This is a genomic window from Janthinobacterium sp. EB271-G4-7A, assembly GCF_020858075.1.
In the GTDB taxonomy this organism is placed as follows: domain Bacteria; phylum Pseudomonadota; class Gammaproteobacteria; order Burkholderiales; family Burkholderiaceae_D; genus Janthinobacterium; species Janthinobacterium lividum.
Genome location: NZ_JACYMI010000002.1, coordinates 362,603 through 379,766 on the forward strand (window position 1 = coordinate 362,603; position 17,164 = coordinate 379,766).

22 protein-coding genes are annotated in these 17,164 nt (G+C 63.7%); 16 read left to right on the forward strand and 6 right to left on the reverse strand.

All coding sequences use genetic code 11. From position 1 onward, the window contains the following. Position 1: 1 nt before the first annotated feature. The 4 genes from IGS58_RS19125 (at position 2) to IGS58_RS19140 (ending at position 3,175) form a co-directional block, all read left to right on the forward strand. Entirely contained in the window at positions 2-970 is a 969-nt protein-coding gene (locus IGS58_RS19125) for a beta/gamma crystallin-related protein (protein ID WP_230522399.1), read from the forward strand. A gap of 159 nt (positions 971-1,129) precedes the next feature. Continuing rightward, positions 1,130-1,807, forward strand: coding sequence for a beta/gamma crystallin-related protein (locus IGS58_RS19130; protein ID WP_230522400.1), 678 nt, complete (start codon positions 1,130-1,132; stop codon positions 1,805-1,807). Positions 1,808-1,939: 132 nt separating this feature from the next. Then, complete coding sequence (locus IGS58_RS19135) at positions 1,940-2,860, forward strand: DnaJ C-terminal domain-containing protein (RefSeq protein ID WP_034781891.1); 921 nt, start codon at positions 1,940-1,942, stop codon at positions 2,858-2,860. Between the two features lie 3 nt (positions 2,861-2,863). Then, entirely contained in the window at positions 2,864-3,175 is a 312-nt protein-coding gene (locus IGS58_RS19140; protein WP_034759737.1) for a MerR family transcriptional regulator, read from the forward strand. A 3-nt stretch (positions 3,176-3,178) separates the two neighbouring features. Here IGS58_RS19140 and IGS58_RS19145 read toward each other — a convergent pair whose 3' ends face one another. Both IGS58_RS19145 and IGS58_RS19150 read right to left on the reverse strand, forming a co-directional pair. Then, on the reverse strand, positions 3,179-3,406 hold the full coding sequence (locus tag IGS58_RS19145; RefSeq protein WP_034781896.1) for a hypothetical protein: 228 nt from the start codon (positions 3,404-3,406) through the stop codon (positions 3,179-3,181). Between the two features lie 149 nt (positions 3,407-3,555). After that, the gene (locus IGS58_RS19150) at positions 3,556-4,470 is read right to left on the reverse strand and encodes a LysR family transcriptional regulator (protein ID WP_230522401.1); all 915 of its coding nucleotides are present in this window, start codon (positions 4,468-4,470) and stop codon (positions 3,556-3,558) included. 133 nt (positions 4,471-4,603) lie between these two features. Between IGS58_RS19150 and IGS58_RS19155 the strand changes: the two genes are divergently transcribed. Next, positions 4,604-5,209, forward strand: a complete 606-nt coding sequence (locus IGS58_RS19155; protein ID WP_230522402.1) for an FMN-dependent NADH-azoreductase — start codon at positions 4,604-4,606, stop codon at positions 5,207-5,209. A gap of 153 nt (positions 5,210-5,362) precedes the next feature. Beyond that, complete coding sequence (locus IGS58_RS19160) at positions 5,363-5,869, forward strand: nuclear transport factor 2 family protein (protein WP_230522403.1); 507 nt, start codon at positions 5,363-5,365, stop codon at positions 5,867-5,869. A gap of 17 nt (positions 5,870-5,886) precedes the next feature. On the opposite strand, the gene IGS58_RS19165 is transcribed toward IGS58_RS19160, so the two are convergent. Next, positions 5,887-6,186 (reverse strand): hypothetical protein, encoded by a 300-nt coding sequence (locus IGS58_RS19165; protein ID WP_092611522.1) that lies wholly within the window; start codon positions 6,184-6,186, stop codon positions 5,887-5,889. Positions 6,187-6,322: 136 nt separating this feature from the next. On the opposite strand from IGS58_RS19165, the gene IGS58_RS19170 reads away from it, so the two are divergent. The 3 genes from IGS58_RS19170 to pncB all read left to right on the forward strand — a co-directional run bounded on the left by IGS58_RS19170 (position 6,323) and on the right by pncB (position 8,832). Next, the gene (locus tag IGS58_RS19170) at positions 6,323-6,577 is read left to right on the forward strand and encodes a hypothetical protein (protein WP_034781908.1); all 255 of its coding nucleotides are present in this window, start codon (positions 6,323-6,325) and stop codon (positions 6,575-6,577) included. A 123-nt stretch (positions 6,578-6,700) separates the two neighbouring features. Continuing rightward, a complete protein-coding gene (locus tag IGS58_RS19175) occupies positions 6,701-7,564 on the forward strand; it encodes a cysteine hydrolase (protein WP_230522404.1) in 864 nt (287 codons plus the stop codon). A gap of 77 nt (positions 7,565-7,641) precedes the next feature. After that, complete coding sequence (gene pncB / locus IGS58_RS19180; protein ID WP_034781917.1) at positions 7,642-8,832, forward strand: nicotinate phosphoribosyltransferase; 1,191 nt, start codon at positions 7,642-7,644, stop codon at positions 8,830-8,832. An 8-nt stretch (positions 8,833-8,840) separates the two neighbouring features. Here the strand turns inward: pncB and IGS58_RS19185 are convergent, their stop codons facing one another. Together IGS58_RS19185 and IGS58_RS19190 are read right to left on the reverse strand one after the other, a co-directional pair. Further along, complete coding sequence (locus IGS58_RS19185; RefSeq protein WP_034781921.1) at positions 8,841-9,140, reverse strand: antibiotic biosynthesis monooxygenase family protein; 300 nt, start codon at positions 9,138-9,140, stop codon at positions 8,841-8,843. Between the two features lie 67 nt (positions 9,141-9,207). Further along, entirely contained in the window at positions 9,208-9,546 is a 339-nt protein-coding gene (locus tag IGS58_RS19190; RefSeq protein WP_230522405.1) for a hypothetical protein, read from the reverse strand. Positions 9,547-9,741: 195 nt separating this feature from the next. Here IGS58_RS19190 and IGS58_RS19195 point away from each other — a divergent pair, with 195 nt between their 5' ends. The 4 genes from IGS58_RS19195 (at position 9,742) to IGS58_RS19210 (ending at position 13,152) form a co-directional block, all read left to right on the forward strand. Then, positions 9,742-10,323: a DJ-1/PfpI family protein gene (locus IGS58_RS19195; protein WP_230522406.1), complete on the forward strand. Its 582-nt coding sequence runs from the start codon at positions 9,742-9,744 to the stop codon at positions 10,321-10,323. A 64-nt stretch (positions 10,324-10,387) separates the two neighbouring features. Beyond that, the gene (locus tag IGS58_RS19200) at positions 10,388-11,620 is read left to right on the forward strand and encodes a GAF domain-containing sensor histidine kinase (protein WP_230522407.1); all 1,233 of its coding nucleotides are present in this window, start codon (positions 10,388-10,390) and stop codon (positions 11,618-11,620) included. 3 nt (positions 11,621-11,623) lie between these two features. Then, a complete protein-coding gene (locus IGS58_RS19205) occupies positions 11,624-12,301 on the forward strand; it encodes a response regulator (RefSeq protein ID WP_170846465.1) in 678 nt (225 codons plus the stop codon). Positions 12,302-12,456: 155 nt separating this feature from the next. Continuing rightward, positions 12,457-13,152, forward strand: a complete 696-nt coding sequence (locus tag IGS58_RS19210; protein ID WP_034781930.1) for a Crp/Fnr family transcriptional regulator — start codon at positions 12,457-12,459, stop codon at positions 13,150-13,152. Here the strand turns inward: IGS58_RS19210 and IGS58_RS19215 are convergent. Continuing rightward, positions 13,149-14,339 carry an MFS transporter gene (locus tag IGS58_RS19215; RefSeq protein WP_230522408.1) on the reverse strand — a complete coding sequence of 397 codons (1,191 nt, stop codon included), beginning with the start codon at positions 14,337-14,339 and terminating at the stop codon, positions 13,149-13,151. The two genes, IGS58_RS19210 and IGS58_RS19215, sit on opposite strands and share 4 nt — an antisense overlap. Before the next feature lie 91 nt (positions 14,340-14,430). On the opposite strand from IGS58_RS19215, the gene IGS58_RS19220 reads away from it, so the two are divergent. The 3 genes from IGS58_RS19220 to IGS58_RS19230 are packed head-to-tail and all read left to right on the forward strand — an operon-like array spanning position 14,431 to position 17,084. Continuing rightward, positions 14,431-14,883, forward strand: a complete 453-nt coding sequence (locus tag IGS58_RS19220) for a winged helix-turn-helix transcriptional regulator (protein ID WP_230522409.1) — start codon at positions 14,431-14,433, stop codon at positions 14,881-14,883. After that, positions 14,880-16,103 carry a D-amino acid dehydrogenase gene (locus IGS58_RS19225; RefSeq protein WP_230522410.1) on the forward strand — a complete coding sequence of 408 codons (1,224 nt, stop codon included), beginning with the start codon at positions 14,880-14,882 and terminating at the stop codon, positions 16,101-16,103. Before IGS58_RS19220 ends, IGS58_RS19225 begins: the two co-directional genes overlap by 4 nt. 3 nt (positions 16,104-16,106) lie before the next feature. Next, the gene (locus IGS58_RS19230; RefSeq protein ID WP_230522411.1) at positions 16,107-17,084 is read left to right on the forward strand and encodes a GlxA family transcriptional regulator; all 978 of its coding nucleotides are present in this window, start codon (positions 16,107-16,109) and stop codon (positions 17,082-17,084) included. The last annotated feature ends 80 nt before the right edge of the window (positions 17,085-17,164 follow it).

A 17,164-nucleotide genomic window follows, 5' to 3' on the forward strand; every position in this document is an offset into this window, starting at 1 on the left:
AATGATATCCCCTAGCCTGAAACTGGCGCTGTTTTCCAGCGCCGTCCTGTTCACCCACCTGGGCGCCCATGCGGGCGAGATCACCCTGTTCGAGGATGATAATTTCCGTGGCCGCGCCGTGACCCTGCGCGAAACGACGGACAACCTGTCGCCCCAGGGCTTCAACGACAAGGCGTCCAGCATCATGGTGCGTTCGGGTACCTGGGATGTGTGCACGGACTCCGGCTTTCGCGGCAATTGCCGCAGCCTGGGGCCAGGCGAATACCGCTCATTGCCAGGCATGAACGACGCCATCACCTCGGTGCGCGAAACGGGGCGCGGCGATGGCTACAATCCGGGACGCCCGGGCCGCGACCCAGACCGTGGCCATGGCGGCTATGGCCGTGGCGGCAGCCTGGAAGTGTATTCGGGCGCGGGCCAGAATGGCGGCTCGGCGCGCCTGAACCGCGACACGGACGATTTCGTCAGCATCGGTTTCAACGACCGCACCAGCAGCATCGTCATCCATAACGGCTACTGGCAGCTGTGCAGCGACTCGAACTACCAGGGCACTTGCCGCATTTTCGGCCCCGGCCGTCACGACGACCTGGGGCGCAGCCTTGACGGGCGCGTCTCCTCGGCGCGCATGGTCGACGAGCGCGAAGCGCGCCGCCAGCAGCAGTATGAGCGGCCGCAGTACGAGCAGCAGTATCCGCAATACCAGCAGCCGCAGTACCAGCAGCGCGGCGCCGTCCTGCTGTTCCCCGAGGCGGGCATGCGCGGCGAACCGCTGACGCTGGATCGCAGCACGGAAGACCTGGTGCGTCTCAATTTCAATGACCGCGCCTCGTCCATCGTCGTCAACGAGGGCCAGTGGGAAGTGTGCAGCGATTCGAACTTCCGCGGCCGCTGCGAAGTGATCGGGCCGGGCGAATATGGCCGCCTGAATGGCATGGAAAACCAGATTTCCTCGCTGCGCCGCGTCCGCTGACCGCGTCCTGACGCCGTGCTGACAGGCCGCCTGCCGGGAATGCCCCGCCAGGCGGCTTTTACATTCCCAGCCGTGTGCTGACATTTGCTTGCCCTTTGTTACACTCGCCGCCTGCCGCCTGGACTACACTGGCGAAAATGTCTCAGTATTGGAGTTGTCATGGTTCGATCTTTCCGCCCCGCGCTGCTGTGCGCCGCCACCTTCCTCGCCCCCCTTGCCGCATCCGCGGGCGAAATCACCCTGTTCGAGGACGCCGGTTTCCGCGGCCGTCCCGTCACCCTGCGTTCTGACGCGGGAGATTTGTCGCGCATGGGCTTTAACGACAAGACCTCCAGCGTGATCGTGCGCTCGGGCACCTGGGAAGTGTGCAAGGACGCCAATTACCGGGGCAACTGCCGCACCCTGGGACCTGGCCGCTACAGCAGCATGCCGGGTATGAACGACGCCATCTCTTCGGTGCGCGAAGCGGGCCGCCCGGGCCATGGCGGCGATCACCGTCCCTATCCGCCGCGCCCTCCGCGTCCTGAGCCGGAGCGTCCTTATCCCGGCTATCCCGGCCACGGCGGCGGACACCGTCCCGACATGAATGGCGCCGTGCTGATGTTCCCTGACGCCGGCATGCGCGGCCGGCCCGTGCGCCTGGACCGCGAAGTGCATGACTTGAACCGCTATGGCTTCAACGACCGCGCCGAATCGATCGTCGTCAATTACGGCCGGTGGGAGTTCTGCGTCGATGCCAATTTCCGCGGCCGCTGCGTGGTGATGGGGCCGGGCAGCTATGGCCGCCTGCATGGAGGCCTGGACCGCCGCATTTCCTCGGTGCGCCGCGTGCGCTAGGCATTTTCCGCTGCCATTTTCACCGCCCGCGCGCCCCGTGCCCCGCGGGCGGTGTTGTATTGTGCGCACGCGCTGTCGGCGCCAATTCGTGTACTCTTCCCATAGGCAGTTCAACCATGGGGAGCAAGCACGGTGGAATACAAGGACTACTACAAGGAGTTGGGCGTCGAGAAGACGGCGACCGAGGCCGAGATCAAGAAGGCGTACCGCAAGCTGGTGCGCAAATACCATCCCGACGTGAGCAAGGAACCGGACGCCGACAAGCGCACCAAGGCCCTCAACGAAGCCTACGGCGTGCTGGGCGACGCGGAAAAGCGCGCCGCCTACGATGAACTGGGCCGTAACCAGGGCGCGCAGGGCCAGCCCTTCCGTCCGCCGCCGGACTGGGGTTCGGGCTACGAATCGTCGGGCGCCGACGACAGCGATTTCTTTGCCGACCTGTTCGCCCACGTGGGCGGCCGGCGCCGCGCCAACAGCACCTTCCAGATGCAGGGCGAGGACAGCCACGCGGCCATCACCATCGACCTGCAGGACAGCTACCAGGGCGCCAAGCGCCACATCGTCATGCGCGTGCCCGAAGCGGATGCGCAAGGCCACGTGGTAACGCGCGAGCGTACCCTGGAAGTGACGATACCGAAAGGCGTCACGGAAGGACAGCAGCTGCGCATGAAAGGGCAGGGCAATCCCGGCAGCGGCGGCGCTCCCGCCGGTGATTTGTACCTGGAGATCCGCTTCCGGCCCGATGCGCGCTACAAGGTGGAAGGGCGCGACGTGTTCGAGACGGTGCCCGTCACGCCATGGGAAGCGGCGCTGGGCGGCGAGATCGACGTGCCCACGCCATCTGGCACGGTGTCCGTCAGCGTGCCGCCCAATTCGCAGACGGGGCGCAAGCTGCGCCTGAAAGGGCGCGGCATTCCCGCCGCCCAGCCGGGCGACCTGTATCTGCTGCTGGAAGTGGTGCTGCCGCCGGCGAACGACGACAAGGCGCGCGAACTGTATGCAACCATGGCGCGCGAGATGGCTTTCAATCCGCGCCAGAAGCTGGGAGGGTAAATCATGACAAACAAGGTAATTGGCGAATTGCTCGAAGACCGTGCCCTGAGCCTGGAAGAACTGGCGCGCGCCTGCGCCGTGGAACCGGACTGGGTGGTGCAGCACGTGCAGACGGGCGTGCTGCTGCAGGACGGCCCGCCGGCGGGGCAGCTGACGGCCTGGCGCTTCACGAGCCTGGACCTGGTGCGCGCGCGCCGCCTGCACGAAATTGAATCCGTGTTCGACGCGAACGCCGAACTGGCCGCGCTGGTGGTCGACTTGTCGGAAGAAGTGGCGCGTTTGCGCCGCCGCCTGCACGTGCTGGGCGTCGAGTAGTCCTTATGCAGGCTCGCCGTGCCGCTGCACGGTGAGCCTGCCGATATAGAATTGCCCATTGACGACGACCCGGTGCGGGATGCCGGCCACGTCGAAGCCGGGGCCGCCGTCTTCCATCCATTCCTGCGCCAGCGAGTCGAACTGCTGCGGCGTCATGCGCAGCATCTGCGCCGTGATGACGAAGCGCGCGCCAGGTTTTTGCTTGTTGACGAAGTCGTCGATGCCGGCCATGTGAATCCTTGTAATTAAAAGTTGACCCAAGTAAAGGCCGGGGTCGGACCCTCAGGGGCAGCCCGTCCCAATGGGACGGGTTGCGATCCCGCAGGGACCGACCCCAGTGTCTGCCGTTGGGGGCCAATCATACCTGTGGCCCACTTTTTCTAAAACCCCTGCGCCAGCAGCGGCAACTGCTCCGCAAACCGCTCCGTCAGCCACTTGCCAGCCTGGCCCGGCGGCGTGTCGGCGCGCTGGATCAGGTAGATCGGGTAATTCTCGCCATTGTCGACGGCCAGCGGCAGGTGCACCAGGCGGCCTTCGGCCAGGTCTTCCCGCACCATCGCTTCGGGCATGTTGCCCCAGCCCAGGCCCGCGCGCAGCAGCGCGTGCTTGGAACCGAGGTCGCCCAGGCGCCAGTTGCGCAATCCCAGTACGCCAAAATCCTGTCCCTCCGTCAGCACGCTGCGGTCGCTGAGCACCAGTTGCACGTGTTCGCGCGCCACGCTGGAGGCAATCGGCCCTGCCAGCTGCGCCAGCGCGTGGCTGGGGGCGGCCACGGGAATCAGGCGCACGTGGCCGACGGCGAGGCGCTCGAAGACGCTGGCCGTGGCCGTCATCCAGCCACCGAGACCGATGTGGCAGCTGCCATCCATCACCAGCTGCGCCACGGCGCCCATGGCCTCGATGCGCAGGCGCAGGGCGACCGTGGGGAACTGCGCCTGGAACGCTTCGAGCACGCGCACCAGCACGCAGGTGGGAAACATCACGTCCACCACCACCGACACTTCCGCTTCCAGTCCGCCGGCCAGCGCCTTGGCGCGCGCGCGCATGCCGTCCACCTTCAGGGCCACGGCGCGCGCGTCGGCCAGCAAGGCCTTGCCCGCATCCGTCAGGGTGGGCTTGCGCTTGCCGCGGTCGAGCAGCACCACATTCAGTTGTTCTTCCAGGTTGGCGATGGTGTAGCTGATCACCGACTGCGTGCGGTGCAGCTGGCGCGCCGCGTGGGCGAAGCCGCCCGCGTCGATGACGGCGACGAACACGCGCAACTGGTCGAGCGAAGGCTGGCCCGGTTCTCTCATGGTGACTCCATATCTAGAAATTCGATGCTAATCATTTATATTTATACGGTTTCATCGATGGTAGACCCGAACTATGCTGTGTGCAAGGGCCGCGATGCGGCATTCCAGTCTACCGTTTTCGAAGGAGCATTTCATGAGCAAAGTCTTGTACATCAATAGCAGCGTGCGCAACAGCGGTTCCCTGTCGCGTCAATTGTCCGGCGAATTCGTCGACAAACTTGCCGCGCAAGGCGCCAGCGTCGTTGCACGCGACCTGGCGGCGCAGCCCGTGCCGCACCTGACGGAAGAAGTGATGGGCGCCTTCTTCACGCCAGTTGAACAGCGCAGCGCGCAGGCGGCAGCGGCCGTGCAATTGTCCGATATCCTGGTCGATGAATTGCTGGCCGCCGACGTGCTGGTACTGGCCGCGCCCATGTACAACTTTTCCGTGCCCTCGACCCTGAAGGCGTGGATCGACCACGTGGCGCGCGCGGGACGCACGTTCCAGTACACGGCGACGGGCCCGGTCGGCCTGGCCACGGGCAAGAAAGCGGTGATTTTCACGGCCAGCGGCGGCGTCTACAGCGAAGGCCCGGGCGCCGCGTATGACTACCTGAGCACCTATCTGCGCACGGCGCTGGGCTTCATCGGCATCATCGATATCGAGTTCGTGCAAGCCGAAGGCGTGGCCATGGGCGAGGAAGCCGTCAGCAGCGCGATCGCCAAGGGGCGCGCCTCGATCGAAGCCCTGGCTGTCTGAGTCAGGCTCTCCTCTAGTTCCAAAGAGGGATTGCCAATCTGCCATGGTTGACATAAGCTTGCCGGCGGCACGCCCCGTGCCGGCCCGGCGAGCGGTTCGCCATGAAAGTCCCTCATGCACAAGTTGGCAAGCGCGGTATTGTTCGGATGTTCCTTGTTTTCAGCAGGCATGGCGCTGGCGCAGACTGCGCCAGCTGCGCCGCCTCACGTGGGACGCCACGCCTCCACGCCCGAGGATATCCGCGCCATCGAAAAAGTCGTCGCCGACTTCCAGGCGGCCCTGATCGCCAAGGATGTCAAGCTGCTGTCGTCGTTGATGCTGCACACCAACATCCTGTTCGCCTCGCCGGCCGACGACGGTTTCATCAAGAAAATGCGCGACACGACGGACGTCCACTTCGACGGCATCGGGGCGGCCGGCTATGTCGGTTTCGCCAACTTCATCAAGCGCGAACCGCAGCGCACGGAAGAAAAATTCTACAACGTCAAGATCACCCAGGACCGCCATGTAGCGTGGGTCAACTTCGACTATGAATTCCTCGTCGGCGACAAATTGTCCAACTATGGCGTGGAAGCGTGGCAGATGGTCAAGCGCGACGGACTATGGAAAATCCTCAGCGTCGTCTGGTCCATGCATCCCGCGGCCGCGGCGGGAAAATAGGCGCCAGACAGGCCGCGTCAGTCGCGCGGCAGTTCGCGAATTTCCACCGTTCCCCCTGCGTTCAGTACGGGGTTTCCGATTAACAATTTTTTTGCATCGTCTATACTTTCAGCTTGCACACGTAGATAGCCTGACAAGTGTGGCGTGACCGGCCTCGCCTGGCCGGACTGGTGCACGCAGATACCGGGCCCGATGGAACTGCCACCGCAGAAGCGGCCACTGGCCCTGAGCATGGCGAAGTAGTCTTCCCAGGCTGAGGTGGCGACGTCCACCGGTGTTTCCGTGTCGTCGTGCATGAAGATAATGTAGTCATTCATCTTTTTCTCCTGTGCCGCGTTATAAAAAGAGAGCTGAATTGAGTATCCTGAGCAATCGCGAGCGCATGGTTTTACCCTCACCGCGTCAGTCCGTAGAGACAAGCTGTCCGGCCATGTCATTTTTGGAGCGAACATCGTGCCGATAAAGTATGTTGATTTTTATGAGGTGAATTACACGGCAGAGCGCTTGCCTGGCTGCAAGCTATGGGGCGCCTACGTCGCCATCTATGCCCCTTCGCCCAATCCCATGCACCGGATGAATCTGGTTCGCAAGCGCCGGGTGTCGGCCGACCACCAGTTTACAACGGAAGCGGACGCCATGGCCGAAGCGGGCGAGGTGGCCGTCAAGCTGGTCGAGCGGCGCCAACGCCGTTACGTCTTCCATCCCTGAACCGTCGCGCAGCTTGTTCCGGCGCAATTTGTTGCGAATGAGCACAGTCCTGGCGTAGCCGGTGCAGGCGCGCCGGCGAAGTTGCCCGTATCATGCGAACTATTGCCACGCCAGAGGACCATCATGAAACGCCAGTTGCACCTGCTCGTCATCGATCCGCAAAACGATTTTTGCGACTTGCCCGCCGCCTGGCTGCCGCCAGATACGGCACCGGCGCTGGCCGTGCCTGGTGCCCACGCTGACATGCTGCGCGTGGCGCAACTGATCCGCGAAGGGGGCAGCGGTCTGACGCAGATCAGCGTGACCCTCGACGCCCACCACCGCTACGATATCGCCCACCCCGCCTTCTGGCGCATGGGCGATGGCGGCGCCGTGCCGCCGTTTACGCAGATCAGCGCGCAGCAGGTGCGCGACCGCCTGTTCCTGCCCGCCGCCAGCGGCGCCTTGCCGCGCGCGCTGGCTTATCTGGATGCCTTGCTGCAAGCGGGACGCTATCAATTGATGGTGTGGCCCGTGCATTGCGAGATCGGCAGCTGGGGCCAGAATATCCATGCGGCCGTGCGCGCCGCCTACAATGCCTGGGAAGTGGATCACCTGCGAGTGGTGGCCAAGTTGAGCAAGGGTTCCAATCCGTGGACCGAGCATTACTCTGCCGTCATGGCGGAAGTGCCCGATCCTCAGGATGCGGCTACCCAGCTGAACCTGGATTTCCTTGCCACCCTGCTGCCGGCGCAGCAGATTTATGTCACCGGCGAGGCGGGCAGCCATTGCGTGAAAGCCAGCACCGAGCACATCGCCGATTACCTGGAAGCGCAGCAAGGCAAGCCGGCCCTGTCGCGCCTGGTCTTGCTGACGGACTGCATGAGCCCCGTCACGGGCTTTGCATCGCAGCAGCGCGACTTCCTTGCCGCCATGCATGCACGCGGCGCGCGGCTGGCCACCTCCGCCGACGTCTTGCCCGAATTGCTGGCCAACGCGGCTGCCTGAGCCACTGTTAATCGTGCCCTGCTGAAATGCTTGCGGTGGCGTACTATTCTGGCTTCAGGAAGTTGGAGAAAACACACATGACCCCGATAGTGCGCAGTTTGCTGGAAACCGATCTGTATAAATTTACAATGTGGCAAGCATTGCTGCACGGTCATCCGAATACCCATACCGAATACGAATTTGTCTGCCGCAACGCCACCGCTTTTCCCCTGGCCGAACTGAAGGGCGAACTGGAGGAACAGCTCGACCATTTATGCTCGATGTCGTTTGCCGACGACGAGCTGGCCTATCTGCGCACCCTGCGCTTCATGAAGAGCGATTTCGTCGACTTCTTGACGGTGTTCCGCTTCCAGCGCAAATTCATCGACGTCAGCACGGATGGCGACACCCTGCTCGTGCACGCGGCCGGGCCGCAGGTGCACGTGATGGGCTTCGAGATTTTCGTGCTGTACATCATCAACGAACTGTATTTCCGCCGCTTCGACCTCGATGCGGCCATGCGCGAAGGGCGCCACCGCCTGGGCTTGAAAGTGGCGGCCGTCAAGGAATTCGGCAAGTTGCCGCGGCGCAAGCATCCGTTCGAGTTTTCCGACTTCGGCGTGCGCCGGCGCTTTTCCGGCGCCTGGCATGACGAGGTGGTGCAACGGCTGGCGCGCGAGGTGCCCGAATATTTCAAGGGCACGTCGAATGTCTACCTGGCGAAAAAGCTGGGCATCGTGCCGATCGGCACCATGGCGCATGAATACATGCAATCGTTCCAGTCCTTCGGCGTGCGCCTGCGCGACTTTCAAAAGGCGGCACTGGAAGACTGGGTGCAGGAATACCGGGGCGACCTGGGTATCGCCCTGACGGACGTGGTCGGCATGGATGCCTTTTTGGCCGACTTCGACCTGTATTTCGCCAAGCTGTTCGACGGCTTGCGCCACGATTCGGGCGACCCCGTCGAGTGGGGCGAGAAGGCGCTGGCCCACTACGCGGCCCTGCGCATCGACGCCAATACCAAGCGCCTCGTGTTTTCCGACGGGCTGGACCTGGACAAGGCGTTTGCCCTGTACCAGCACTTCGCCGACCGCATCATGACGGGCTTTGGCATCGGCACCAATCTCACCAACGATGTCGGTTTGACGCCGCTCAACATCGTCATGAAACTGGTGCGCTGCAATGGCCAGTCCGTGGCGAAACTGTCTGATTCGCCGGGCAAGACCCTGTGCAAGGATGAAACCTTCCTCGCATATTTACGGCAAGTGTTTCACCACCCGGCAGTGTAGGTGCCTGGCTAGAAGCCCGTCACTACCGTGTTCATGTGCTCGACTTGGGGCGGGGCGGCGAAAAACTCACCGACGAGGCCGCGCCATGCCTGGAAGTCGTCGCTGCCACGGAAATGCACGGTATGGTCTTCCAGGGTCGTCCAGCCCACCACCAGGCGGTAGGCGTCGCCGTTTTCGATCGAGCGCTCCAGGCGCATCGATTCGCAGCCGCGTGCGCGCTGGAACAGGGGGATGGCTTTCGTCACGGCCGCTTCGAAGGCAGCATGCGTGGCCGATTTGATCTGGATGTGGGCAATTTCAAAAATCATGGCAAGTTCCACTGTGGAATGAAGGAATGCTGATCTTGCCATAATTTCGCCGCGCAGGGGGAGGACGTCAGCCTGCAAGCGCCTGTGCGCTTGCGCGCTGGCCGCCCGCGTGGCTGGCCGTGCGCTGGTCGATATCGCAGCCGTGATACGCCTGCACGATGGCGTGCTCCCGTTCCCGTTCCTGCGGGGTGCCGATGGCCACGACGAGGCGGAACATGCCGCGCCATGCGGCCTTGCCCTGTATGGGGACGGTGGGGACGGCCTCGTCGTCGACCGTGTCGAGCTGCACGGCGTATGCGGGGAACCCATCGTCGAGCAGGGCGCTGCGGGCCTGCTGCGCATCGGCAAAATGGTCGAAGATACGGATCAGGGCAGATGGGGCAAGGGAATGCGTGGCGGTGCTCATGGTCTGGCTCCCGGAAGGTGTCATTTGAATTTGACCGGCAAGCCTGTAAAAAATTCTGCCTCAGCCTGTAAAATCCTCGATCAAGGCGCAAAAGTTTGATAAATATCCAGTATGGCTGCCAAGTCGCGCTAAGATACGCCTTGCGGTGCGTCCTGCAGGCAGGGATGCGGGATCAATCTTTCATAGGAGAACCAAATGGCAGCGAAGAAAATTCTGTTTTTGACCGGCGATTTTGCAGAAGATTATGAAACGATGGTGCCCTTCCAGGCCCTGCTGATGCTCGGCCATACCGTGCATGCCGTCTGTCCCGGCAAGAAAAGCGGCGAGACGATCAAGACGGCCATCCACGATTTCGAGGGCGACCAGACATATACAGAAAAGCCGGGCCATTTGTTCACCCTGAACGCCAGCTTCGACGACATCGACCCGGCCCACTATGACGCCGTGATGATCGCCGGCGGCCGCGCGCCCGAATATCTGCGCCTGAACGAGAAGGTCATCGCCGCCGTGCGCCATTTCGCCGAAGCGGGCAAGCCTGTCGCGGCCGTCTGCCACGGCGCGCAATTGCTGGCCGCCGCCGACGTCATCCGCGGCAAGCGCATTTCCGCCTATCCCGCCTGCGCGCCGGAAGTGAAACTGGCGGGCGGCACGTATGCCGACATCGCCGTCACGGACGCCGTCACGGATGGCCAGTTCGTCACGGCCCCCGCCTGGCCTGCGCATCCGGCCTGGCTGGCGCAGTTCGTCAAGCTGCTCGGTACCGAGATCCGTTTGTAACCTTTACCAGCCCGGCAGGCCGCAGCGCTTGCCAGGCGCACCACTTTTCAGATTCGAGTTCTTCATGCATGCGCTGCGCAGTCAATCTTCCCGCAAACAACTTCCAGCCTCGCGCTGGCGCCAGCGCCGTCTGGCGCAAGCCGCATCGGGCCTGAGCGCCGCGCAGGAACGCCAGCTGGCCACCCTGCACGAGATTTCCACCTTGCTGGCGGGGCAGCACGCCATCGATGCGCTGTGCCGTGGCTTCCTGCGCCATGTGATGCAGTTCGCGCAGGCCGAAGGCGGCACCGTGCGCATCCTCGACCCGCAGCACGATACCGTGCACATCATCGTGCACGAGGGCATTTCCGATGCCATGGTGGAAGAGGAACACTGCATCCGCAACAACGATTGCCTGTGCGGCGCGGCCGTGGCGCAGGGCGTTATCCAGATCCGCGATTTCCGCCAGGTCGATGCGCTGCAGCGCTACCGTTGCCAGGACGAAGGCTTTATTGCCATCGCCGTCTTTCCCATCCTTGCGCGCGAGCAGGTAGTGGGCAGTTTTTCGCTGCACTTTGCGCAGCCGCAAGCCGTGCAGGCGCAGCAGCAGGGCTGGCTGGAAACCCTGGGTCAGAGCCTGGGTATCGCCATCGAAAACCAGCGCCTGATTGCGCGCGAAAAGGAATTTGCCGTGGCGCGCGAACGCAGCCTGCTGGCCGAAGGCTTGCACGACAGCATCGCGCAAAGCCTCAATTTCATCAGCCTGCAAGTGCAGATGCTCGACGATTCCGTGCGCCGGGGCCAGCTCGACGAAGCGGCCGAAGTGTTGCCGCTGATGCGCATGGGCGTCGAACAAAGCTACCAGGACGTGCGCGAATTGCTGGTCAATTTCCGCACGCGCTGGCATGGCAGCGACCTCGAAAGCAAGCTCACGGAAGTGCTGGCCAAGTTCGAGCTGCAGACGGGCGTCACGGGAACCCTGGAGATGAGCGGCAATGGCGCGCCGCTGGCGCCGGAACAGCAGTTGCAGATCCTGTTCATCGTGCAGGAGGCGCTGTCGAATATCCGCAAGCACGCGCAAGCGGGCAGCGTGACGCTGCGCGTGGAAAACGGGCGCGATTTTGCGCTGCAGGTGCGCGACGATGGCGAAGGCTTTGCCGCCAACTTGCGCGACAAGAAAACGGAATTGCAGATCGGCTTGCGTATCATGCAGGAACGGGCCGAGCGGCTCGGTGCGCACTTTGCCATCGACAGCCGGCCCGGCGCCGGCACGACGATCTCGCTGGCCTTGCCGGCAGCCCGGCGCCAGGCCGCGTAACAGATGACTTATCCCTATCAGGCAACAAACATAGTGAACGCACCAATCAAAATCCTGCTGGTCGATGACCACACCTTGCTGCGCAGCGGCGTCAAGCTGCTGTTGCAGCGCAATCCTCAATTCCAGGTGGTGGGCGAGGCTTCGAACGGGCTGGACGGCGTGCGCCTGACGGCCGAACTGCGGCCCGACGTGGTGCTGATGGATTTGAACATGCCCGGCGTGTCCGGCGTCGAGGCGCTGCAGCTGATCTTGCAGGACCTGCCGCAGATGGTCGTGCTGATGCTGACCGTGTCGGAAAACGCGGCCGACCTGGGCGCGGCCCTGCGCGCTGGCGCACGCGGCTACCTGCTGAAAAATATCGAAGCCGAGCAGCTGGGCCAGGCCATTTGCCGCGCCGCCGCCGGCGAATCCGTGATTGCCGACGCCATGACGGCCAAGCTCGTGTCGCAGTTCCGCGCGGGGCAGAATGCGCCCCAGGCCGACTATGACAAACTGACGCCGCGCGAACGGGAAGCCATGGCCTGCCTGGCGCAAGGACTGAGCAACAAGGAAATCGCGCGCCAGCTGGACGTGGCCGAAAGCACGGTGAAAATCCACGTGCAAAACATCCTCAAAAAGCTTAAGCTCAGCAGCCGCGTGCAGATCGCCGTCTACGCCGTCGAGCGCGAATTGAGTAAATAAAGATCAAACAACGCGCAAATAGTGCGCAAGGAATCCGCGATTGTTTGATCTGCATGGCGTTCCGGCCTAGACAACCCTAGTTCCTTTGACGTATGGCCTTGACCGTGCCTGCGCATTACACTCTTAGTCATTCGCTAATCTAATAAGAGAGTGTCATGCATAAGGTCAACGTCGATGGCTTGCTATCGAGCCAGGCTCTGTTCCGCCATATTTCCCCTTCGCAATTAGAGCAATTGCGCCAGGATGTCGTGCGCGTCGAAGTGGAAAAAGGCAAAGTGCTGTTCCGCAAGGGCGAAGTGGCGGAAGGCGCCTATGTGGTGGTCTTCGGCCTCGTCAAGCTGAGTGTGTTTTCCATGGAAGGCACGGACAAGGTACTGGAACTGATCCGTCCGGGTCAGAGTTTCGGCGAAGCCATGATTTTCCTCGATGAACCGTACCCGTTCTGCGCCGAAGCGCTCGAGCATTGCCTGCTGCTGCGCATCCCGCCGCACGCGCTGCTGCGCCTGCTGGACCAGTCGCCACGCATCGCGCGCCAGATGATGAACAGCCTGTCGCATCACCTGATGGGTTTTATCCGCAACGTGGAGCGCTGCTCCGTGCAGAACGCCACCCAGCGCGTGGTCGAGTACCTGTTGCAGGCGTCGGACCAGCAGCGTTCGAACGAGGTCAAGCTGGACCTGAAGAAAAGCTTGCTGGCATCGTTTTTGAACCTGGCGCCCGCCACCCTGTCGCGCGTGCTGCACCAGCTGACGGACTTGCATTTGATTAAAGTCAGCGGTTCGCTGATCCAGATCCAGCCGGACGCCTTGAAAACCTACCGCCATGGTTCTACCGCGGCCATGCTGAACTAAGCTTTTTCAGCAGGCAAGGTCAGTCGCCAGAACAGCAGGGCGAGCAAGCTGACCGCCGCGCCCAGCGCGCACACCCCATGCCAGCCCGCCAGCGCATACACGCTGGTGGCGGCAATCGCACCGAGTCCGCTTCCCACCGCATAAAACAGCATGTAGCACGCCACCAGGCGGCTGTGCGCATCGCTGTCCTGCTTGAAAATCAGGCTCTGGTTCGTCACGTGGATGGCCTGGCCCGCCAGGTCCAGCGCGATGATGCCAACGATCAAGGGCCATAGGGCTGCGCCCGCAAAGCTCAGCGGCAGCCACGCGGCCAGCAGCAGCAACAGGGCCGCGCCCGTCGTCCACTGCGCGCGTCCACCGTCGGCCAGCGCCCCGGCGCGCGCCGCGCCCAGCGCGCCGATCACGCCCACCAGGCCAAACGCGCCGATGGCCGCATGCGAATAGCCTTGCGCCGTCAACGGCAGCACCAGGGCGCTCCAGAAAATATTGAAAACGGCAAACATCAGCAGGGCCAGCATGCCCCTTACGCGCAGCACCTTGTGGTGCAGCAGCATGTCCAGCATCGAGGCGAGCAGGGCGCCATACGCCAGCTTCCGGCCTTGCGGCCTGGCCGGCGGCAGCTTGCGCCACAGCAGCAACAGCAGGGCGCAAGCGATGGCCGCCGAAACAAAATACACGGCGCGCCAGTCGGCGAGATCGGCCACTACGCCGGACAGGGTGCGCGCCAGCAGCAAGCCGATCACCACGCCGCCCTGCGCCATGCCGACGACTCTGCCCCGCTCATGGCTGGCTGCCGCGCTGGCCGCATAGGCGATCAAACCCTGCGTCATGGCCGTGCCCAGCAGACCCACCAGCAGCATGCCGCCCAGCAAACCGGCCGTGGAACGGGCGCAGCCCAGCGCCGCCAGCGTGACGGCCAACATGCCCAGCTGGAACAGGGTCAGCCGGCGCCGGTTCAGCATGTCGCCCAGCGGCACGAGCAAGAGCAGGGCCAGCGCGCAGCCGAGCTGCGTGGCCGTGACGACCATGCCGCTGGCAGCGTCCGTCATGCCGAATTCGTGCGCCAGGGTGGCGAGTAAAGGCTGGGCGTAATACACATTGGCCACGCTGAGGCCGGCCGCCGTGGCAAACAGCCAGACGAGGGAAGGGGGAAGTGCTGTCGTGATGGGTGGGTTGGTATCGCGCATGGGCTTGTATGTAAGTAGTTTCAAATTAAAACTAGTTGGAGTCTACGCCGAGAAGTTTTAAAATGCAACCAGTCAATCCTGGAGAATGCCCGTGGCCAAGCGCAAGAGCCTGAAAACCGACCCCTGTCCCGTGGCGCGCGCGCTTGATGCGATCGGCGAGCGCTGGTCGCTCCTGATCGTGCGCGACGCCTTCGACGGCATGCGCCGCTTTGGCGAATTCCAGAAAAGCCTGGGCGTGGCGAAGAACATCCTGGCCGACCGCCTGCACACCCTGGTGGAAGAGGGCATCTTTACGGTTGCCCCCGCCTCGGACGGCACGGCGTACCAGGAATACGTGCTGACGCAAAAGGGGCTGGCCCTGTTTCCCGTCGTCGTAGGCTTGCGCCAGTGGAGCGAGGCGCAATTGTTCGAAGCGGGCGAGGCGCATTCCACCTTGCTGCAACGCGGTTCAGGCTTGCCCGTGCGCCGCATGGATGTGCTGGCAGCGGATGGACACGTGTTGCAGGCGGGCGACACGGTCGTGCACAAGGTGTTGCTGCAATGAGCCGCGTGGCCGTGCTGGGCGGGGGCATCACGGGCGTGACGACGGCGTATGCGCTGGCGAAACGGGGCGTGAACGTGACCCTGATCGAGCGTCACCGCTATGCCGCCATGGAAACGTCATACGCGAACGGCGGGCAATTGTCGGCCTCGCATGCGGAAGTGTGGAATCACAAGGCAACGATACTCAACGCCTTGAAATGGATGGCGCGGCGCGATGCGCCGCTGCTGCTGCATCCATGGCCCAGCTGGCACAAGCTGAGCTGGTTTGCGGAGTTTCTTGCCGCCATGCCCGCCTACGAGCGCAACACCATCGCCACGGCGCGCATGGCGATCGCCGCGCGCGAACATTTGTTTGCCTGGGCGAAAGAGGAAAATATAGCTTTCGATCACCGCCGCGCCGGCATCCTGCATGTGTACCGGGAGCGTGCCGGCTTCGAGCGGGCGGCAGGCGTCTCGCGCCTGCTGGCGCAGGGCGGACTGGAGCGGCGCGCCGTCACGCGGCAGGAAATGCGCGCCATCGAGCCGACCTTGCAGGGCGACTTTTACGGCGGCTACTATACGGACAGCGATTCCACGGGCGACATCCACAAGTTCACCAGCGGCCTGGCCGATGCCTGCGTGCGCCTGGGCGTGGCGTGCCGCTATGGTGCACAGGTCACGGCGCTGGCGCGCGAACACGGCAAGGTGCGCATTAGCGTGGGAGACGGCGTGGGCGAGGACAGCAGCCTGTTCGACGCCGTCGTGATTTGCGCGGGCACGGCCAGCCGCGCCCTGGCCGCATCGCTGGGCGACCATGTGAATGTGTATCCCGTGAAAGGGTACTCGATTACCGTGCAGCTCGATGACCTTGCCAGCCGCGCGGCGGCGCCGAAGGTGAGCCTGCTCGACGATGCCACCAAGCTGGTCAGTAGCCGCCTGGGCGAAGACCGGCTCAGAGTGGCGGGCACGGCCGAATTCAACGGCATCAACCACGATATCCGCGCCGACCGCATCCGGCCACTGCTGCAGTGGGTCGAGCAGTGCTTTCCTGGTATCAATACGCGCAAGGTGATCCCTTGGGCGGGCTTGCGTCCCATGCTGCCGGACATGCTGCCGAAAGTGGGGCCGGGCAAGGCGCCGGGCGTGTACTACAACACGGGCCATGGCCACCTGGGCTGGACCCTGGCGGCGGCCACGGCCGAGATGGTGGCGCAGCAAGTGGCTGCCGTGGCGCGGGGTTGAGCCATGCCAACGATCGCCATCCTGATCTTTCCCGGCGTGCAGGCGCTCGACGTCAGCGGGCCCATGGACGTGTTTGCCGAGGCGAACAGCTTTCTGCCGCCAGAACGGCAATACCGGATCGAGGTGCTGGGCACGCAGGAAGGCTTGCTGCGCTGCTCCAACGGCTTATGCCTGGCCGCGCACCGGCATTATGCGCAGGCGCACGACGCCTATGACCTGTTGCTGGTGGCAGGCGGCCCCGGCTTGCCGGCGCAACCGGTTGACGCGGACCTGAGCGCCTGGCTGGCCAGTGCGGCCGGCAAGGCGCGCCGCCACGGTTCCATCTGCAATGGCGCGTTTTTGCTGGGCCACGCGGGCTTGCTCGATGGTAAAAAGGTGGCCACGCACTGGAACGATGCGGCCGCGCTGGCCGCGCGTTTTCCGCTGGCGCAGGTTGATGCGGACAGCATCTATGTGCATGACGGCAATCTGGTCAGCTCGGCGGGCGTAACGGCCGGCATCGACCTGTCGCTATCGTTGCTGGCCGAAGCAGGCGGGGTGGGCGGGGCGCAGCTGGCGCTGCAGGTGGCGCGCCGCCTGGTGGTGTACACGCAGCGCCAGGGCGGGCAGTCGCAGTTCAGTCCGTATCTGACGCCCGTGGTGGTTGCGGCTTCTCCCGTGGCGCAGGCGCAGCAATACGTGCTGGCACATCTGGGCGAGGCGCTCGACGTGGACACCCTGGCGAGGCTGGTGGCCATGAGTCCGCGCAACTTTGCCCGCGTCTTCGTGCGCGAGCTGGGTGTGACGCCAGCCCAGTTCATCGAAAGCGCCCGGCTCGATGCGGCGCGCGCCCTGCTCGAAGCGAGTAGCGATCCGCTGAAAACCGTCGCCTGGCGCTGCGGCTTCGGCACGGCCGACCAGTTGCGCACGGTGTTCCTGCGGCGCCTGGGCTTATCGGCCAAGCAATACCGGCAACATTTCTCCAGTTACCGGCAAGGATGACATCGCGCATGGCAGGAATCCCCGCCATGCTGTCCGGAAAGCGCGGCAGCCAGCACCCCCGCTGCGCCGGGCGTAAATCT

Excerpts from the sequence above, each read along its gene's own strand:
- IGS58_RS19125 (WP_230522399.1), top strand. The coding sequence starts at position 2 with ATGATATCCCCTAGCCTGAAACTGGCGCTGTTTTCCAGCGCCGTCCTG.
- IGS58_RS19130 (WP_230522400.1), top strand. The coding sequence starts at position 1,130 with ATGGTTCGATCTTTCCGCCCCGCGCTGCTGTGCGCCGCCACCTTCCTC.
- IGS58_RS19140 (WP_034759737.1), top strand. The coding sequence starts at position 2,864 with ATGACAAACAAGGTAATTGGCGAATTGCTCGAAGACCGTGCCCTGAGC.
- IGS58_RS19145 (WP_034781896.1), bottom strand. The coding sequence starts at position 3,406 with ATGGCCGGCATCGACGACTTCGTCAACAAGCAAAAACCTGGCGCGCGC.
- IGS58_RS19150 (WP_230522401.1), bottom strand. The coding sequence starts at position 4,470 with ATGAGAGAACCGGGCCAGCCTTCGCTCGACCAGTTGCGCGTGTTCGTC.
- IGS58_RS19155 (WP_230522402.1), top strand. The coding sequence starts at position 4,604 with ATGAGCAAAGTCTTGTACATCAATAGCAGCGTGCGCAACAGCGGTTCC.
- IGS58_RS19165 (WP_092611522.1), bottom strand. The coding sequence starts at position 6,186 with ATGAATGACTACATTATCTTCATGCACGACGACACGGAAACACCGGTG.
- IGS58_RS19175 (WP_230522404.1), top strand. The coding sequence starts at position 6,701 with ATGAAACGCCAGTTGCACCTGCTCGTCATCGATCCGCAAAACGATTTT.
- pncB (WP_034781917.1), top strand. The coding sequence starts at position 7,642 with ATGACCCCGATAGTGCGCAGTTTGCTGGAAACCGATCTGTATAAATTT.
- IGS58_RS19185 (WP_034781921.1), bottom strand. The coding sequence starts at position 9,140 with ATGATTTTTGAAATTGCCCACATCCAGATCAAATCGGCCACGCATGCT.
- IGS58_RS19190 (WP_230522405.1), bottom strand. The coding sequence starts at position 9,546 with ATGAGCACCGCCACGCATTCCCTTGCCCCATCTGCCCTGATCCGTATC.
- IGS58_RS19195 (WP_230522406.1), top strand. The coding sequence starts at position 9,742 with ATGGCAGCGAAGAAAATTCTGTTTTTGACCGGCGATTTTGCAGAAGAT.
- IGS58_RS19200 (WP_230522407.1), top strand. The coding sequence starts at position 10,388 with ATGCATGCGCTGCGCAGTCAATCTTCCCGCAAACAACTTCCAGCCTCG.
- IGS58_RS19205 (WP_170846465.1), top strand. The coding sequence starts at position 11,624 with ATGACTTATCCCTATCAGGCAACAAACATAGTGAACGCACCAATCAAA.
- IGS58_RS19210 (WP_034781930.1), top strand. The coding sequence starts at position 12,457 with ATGCATAAGGTCAACGTCGATGGCTTGCTATCGAGCCAGGCTCTGTTC.
- IGS58_RS19215 (WP_230522408.1), bottom strand. The coding sequence starts at position 14,339 with ATGCGCGATACCAACCCACCCATCACGACAGCACTTCCCCCTTCCCTC.
- IGS58_RS19225 (WP_230522410.1), top strand. The coding sequence starts at position 14,880 with ATGAGCCGCGTGGCCGTGCTGGGCGGGGGCATCACGGGCGTGACGACG.
- IGS58_RS19230 (WP_230522411.1), top strand. The coding sequence starts at position 16,107 with ATGCCAACGATCGCCATCCTGATCTTTCCCGGCGTGCAGGCGCTCGAC.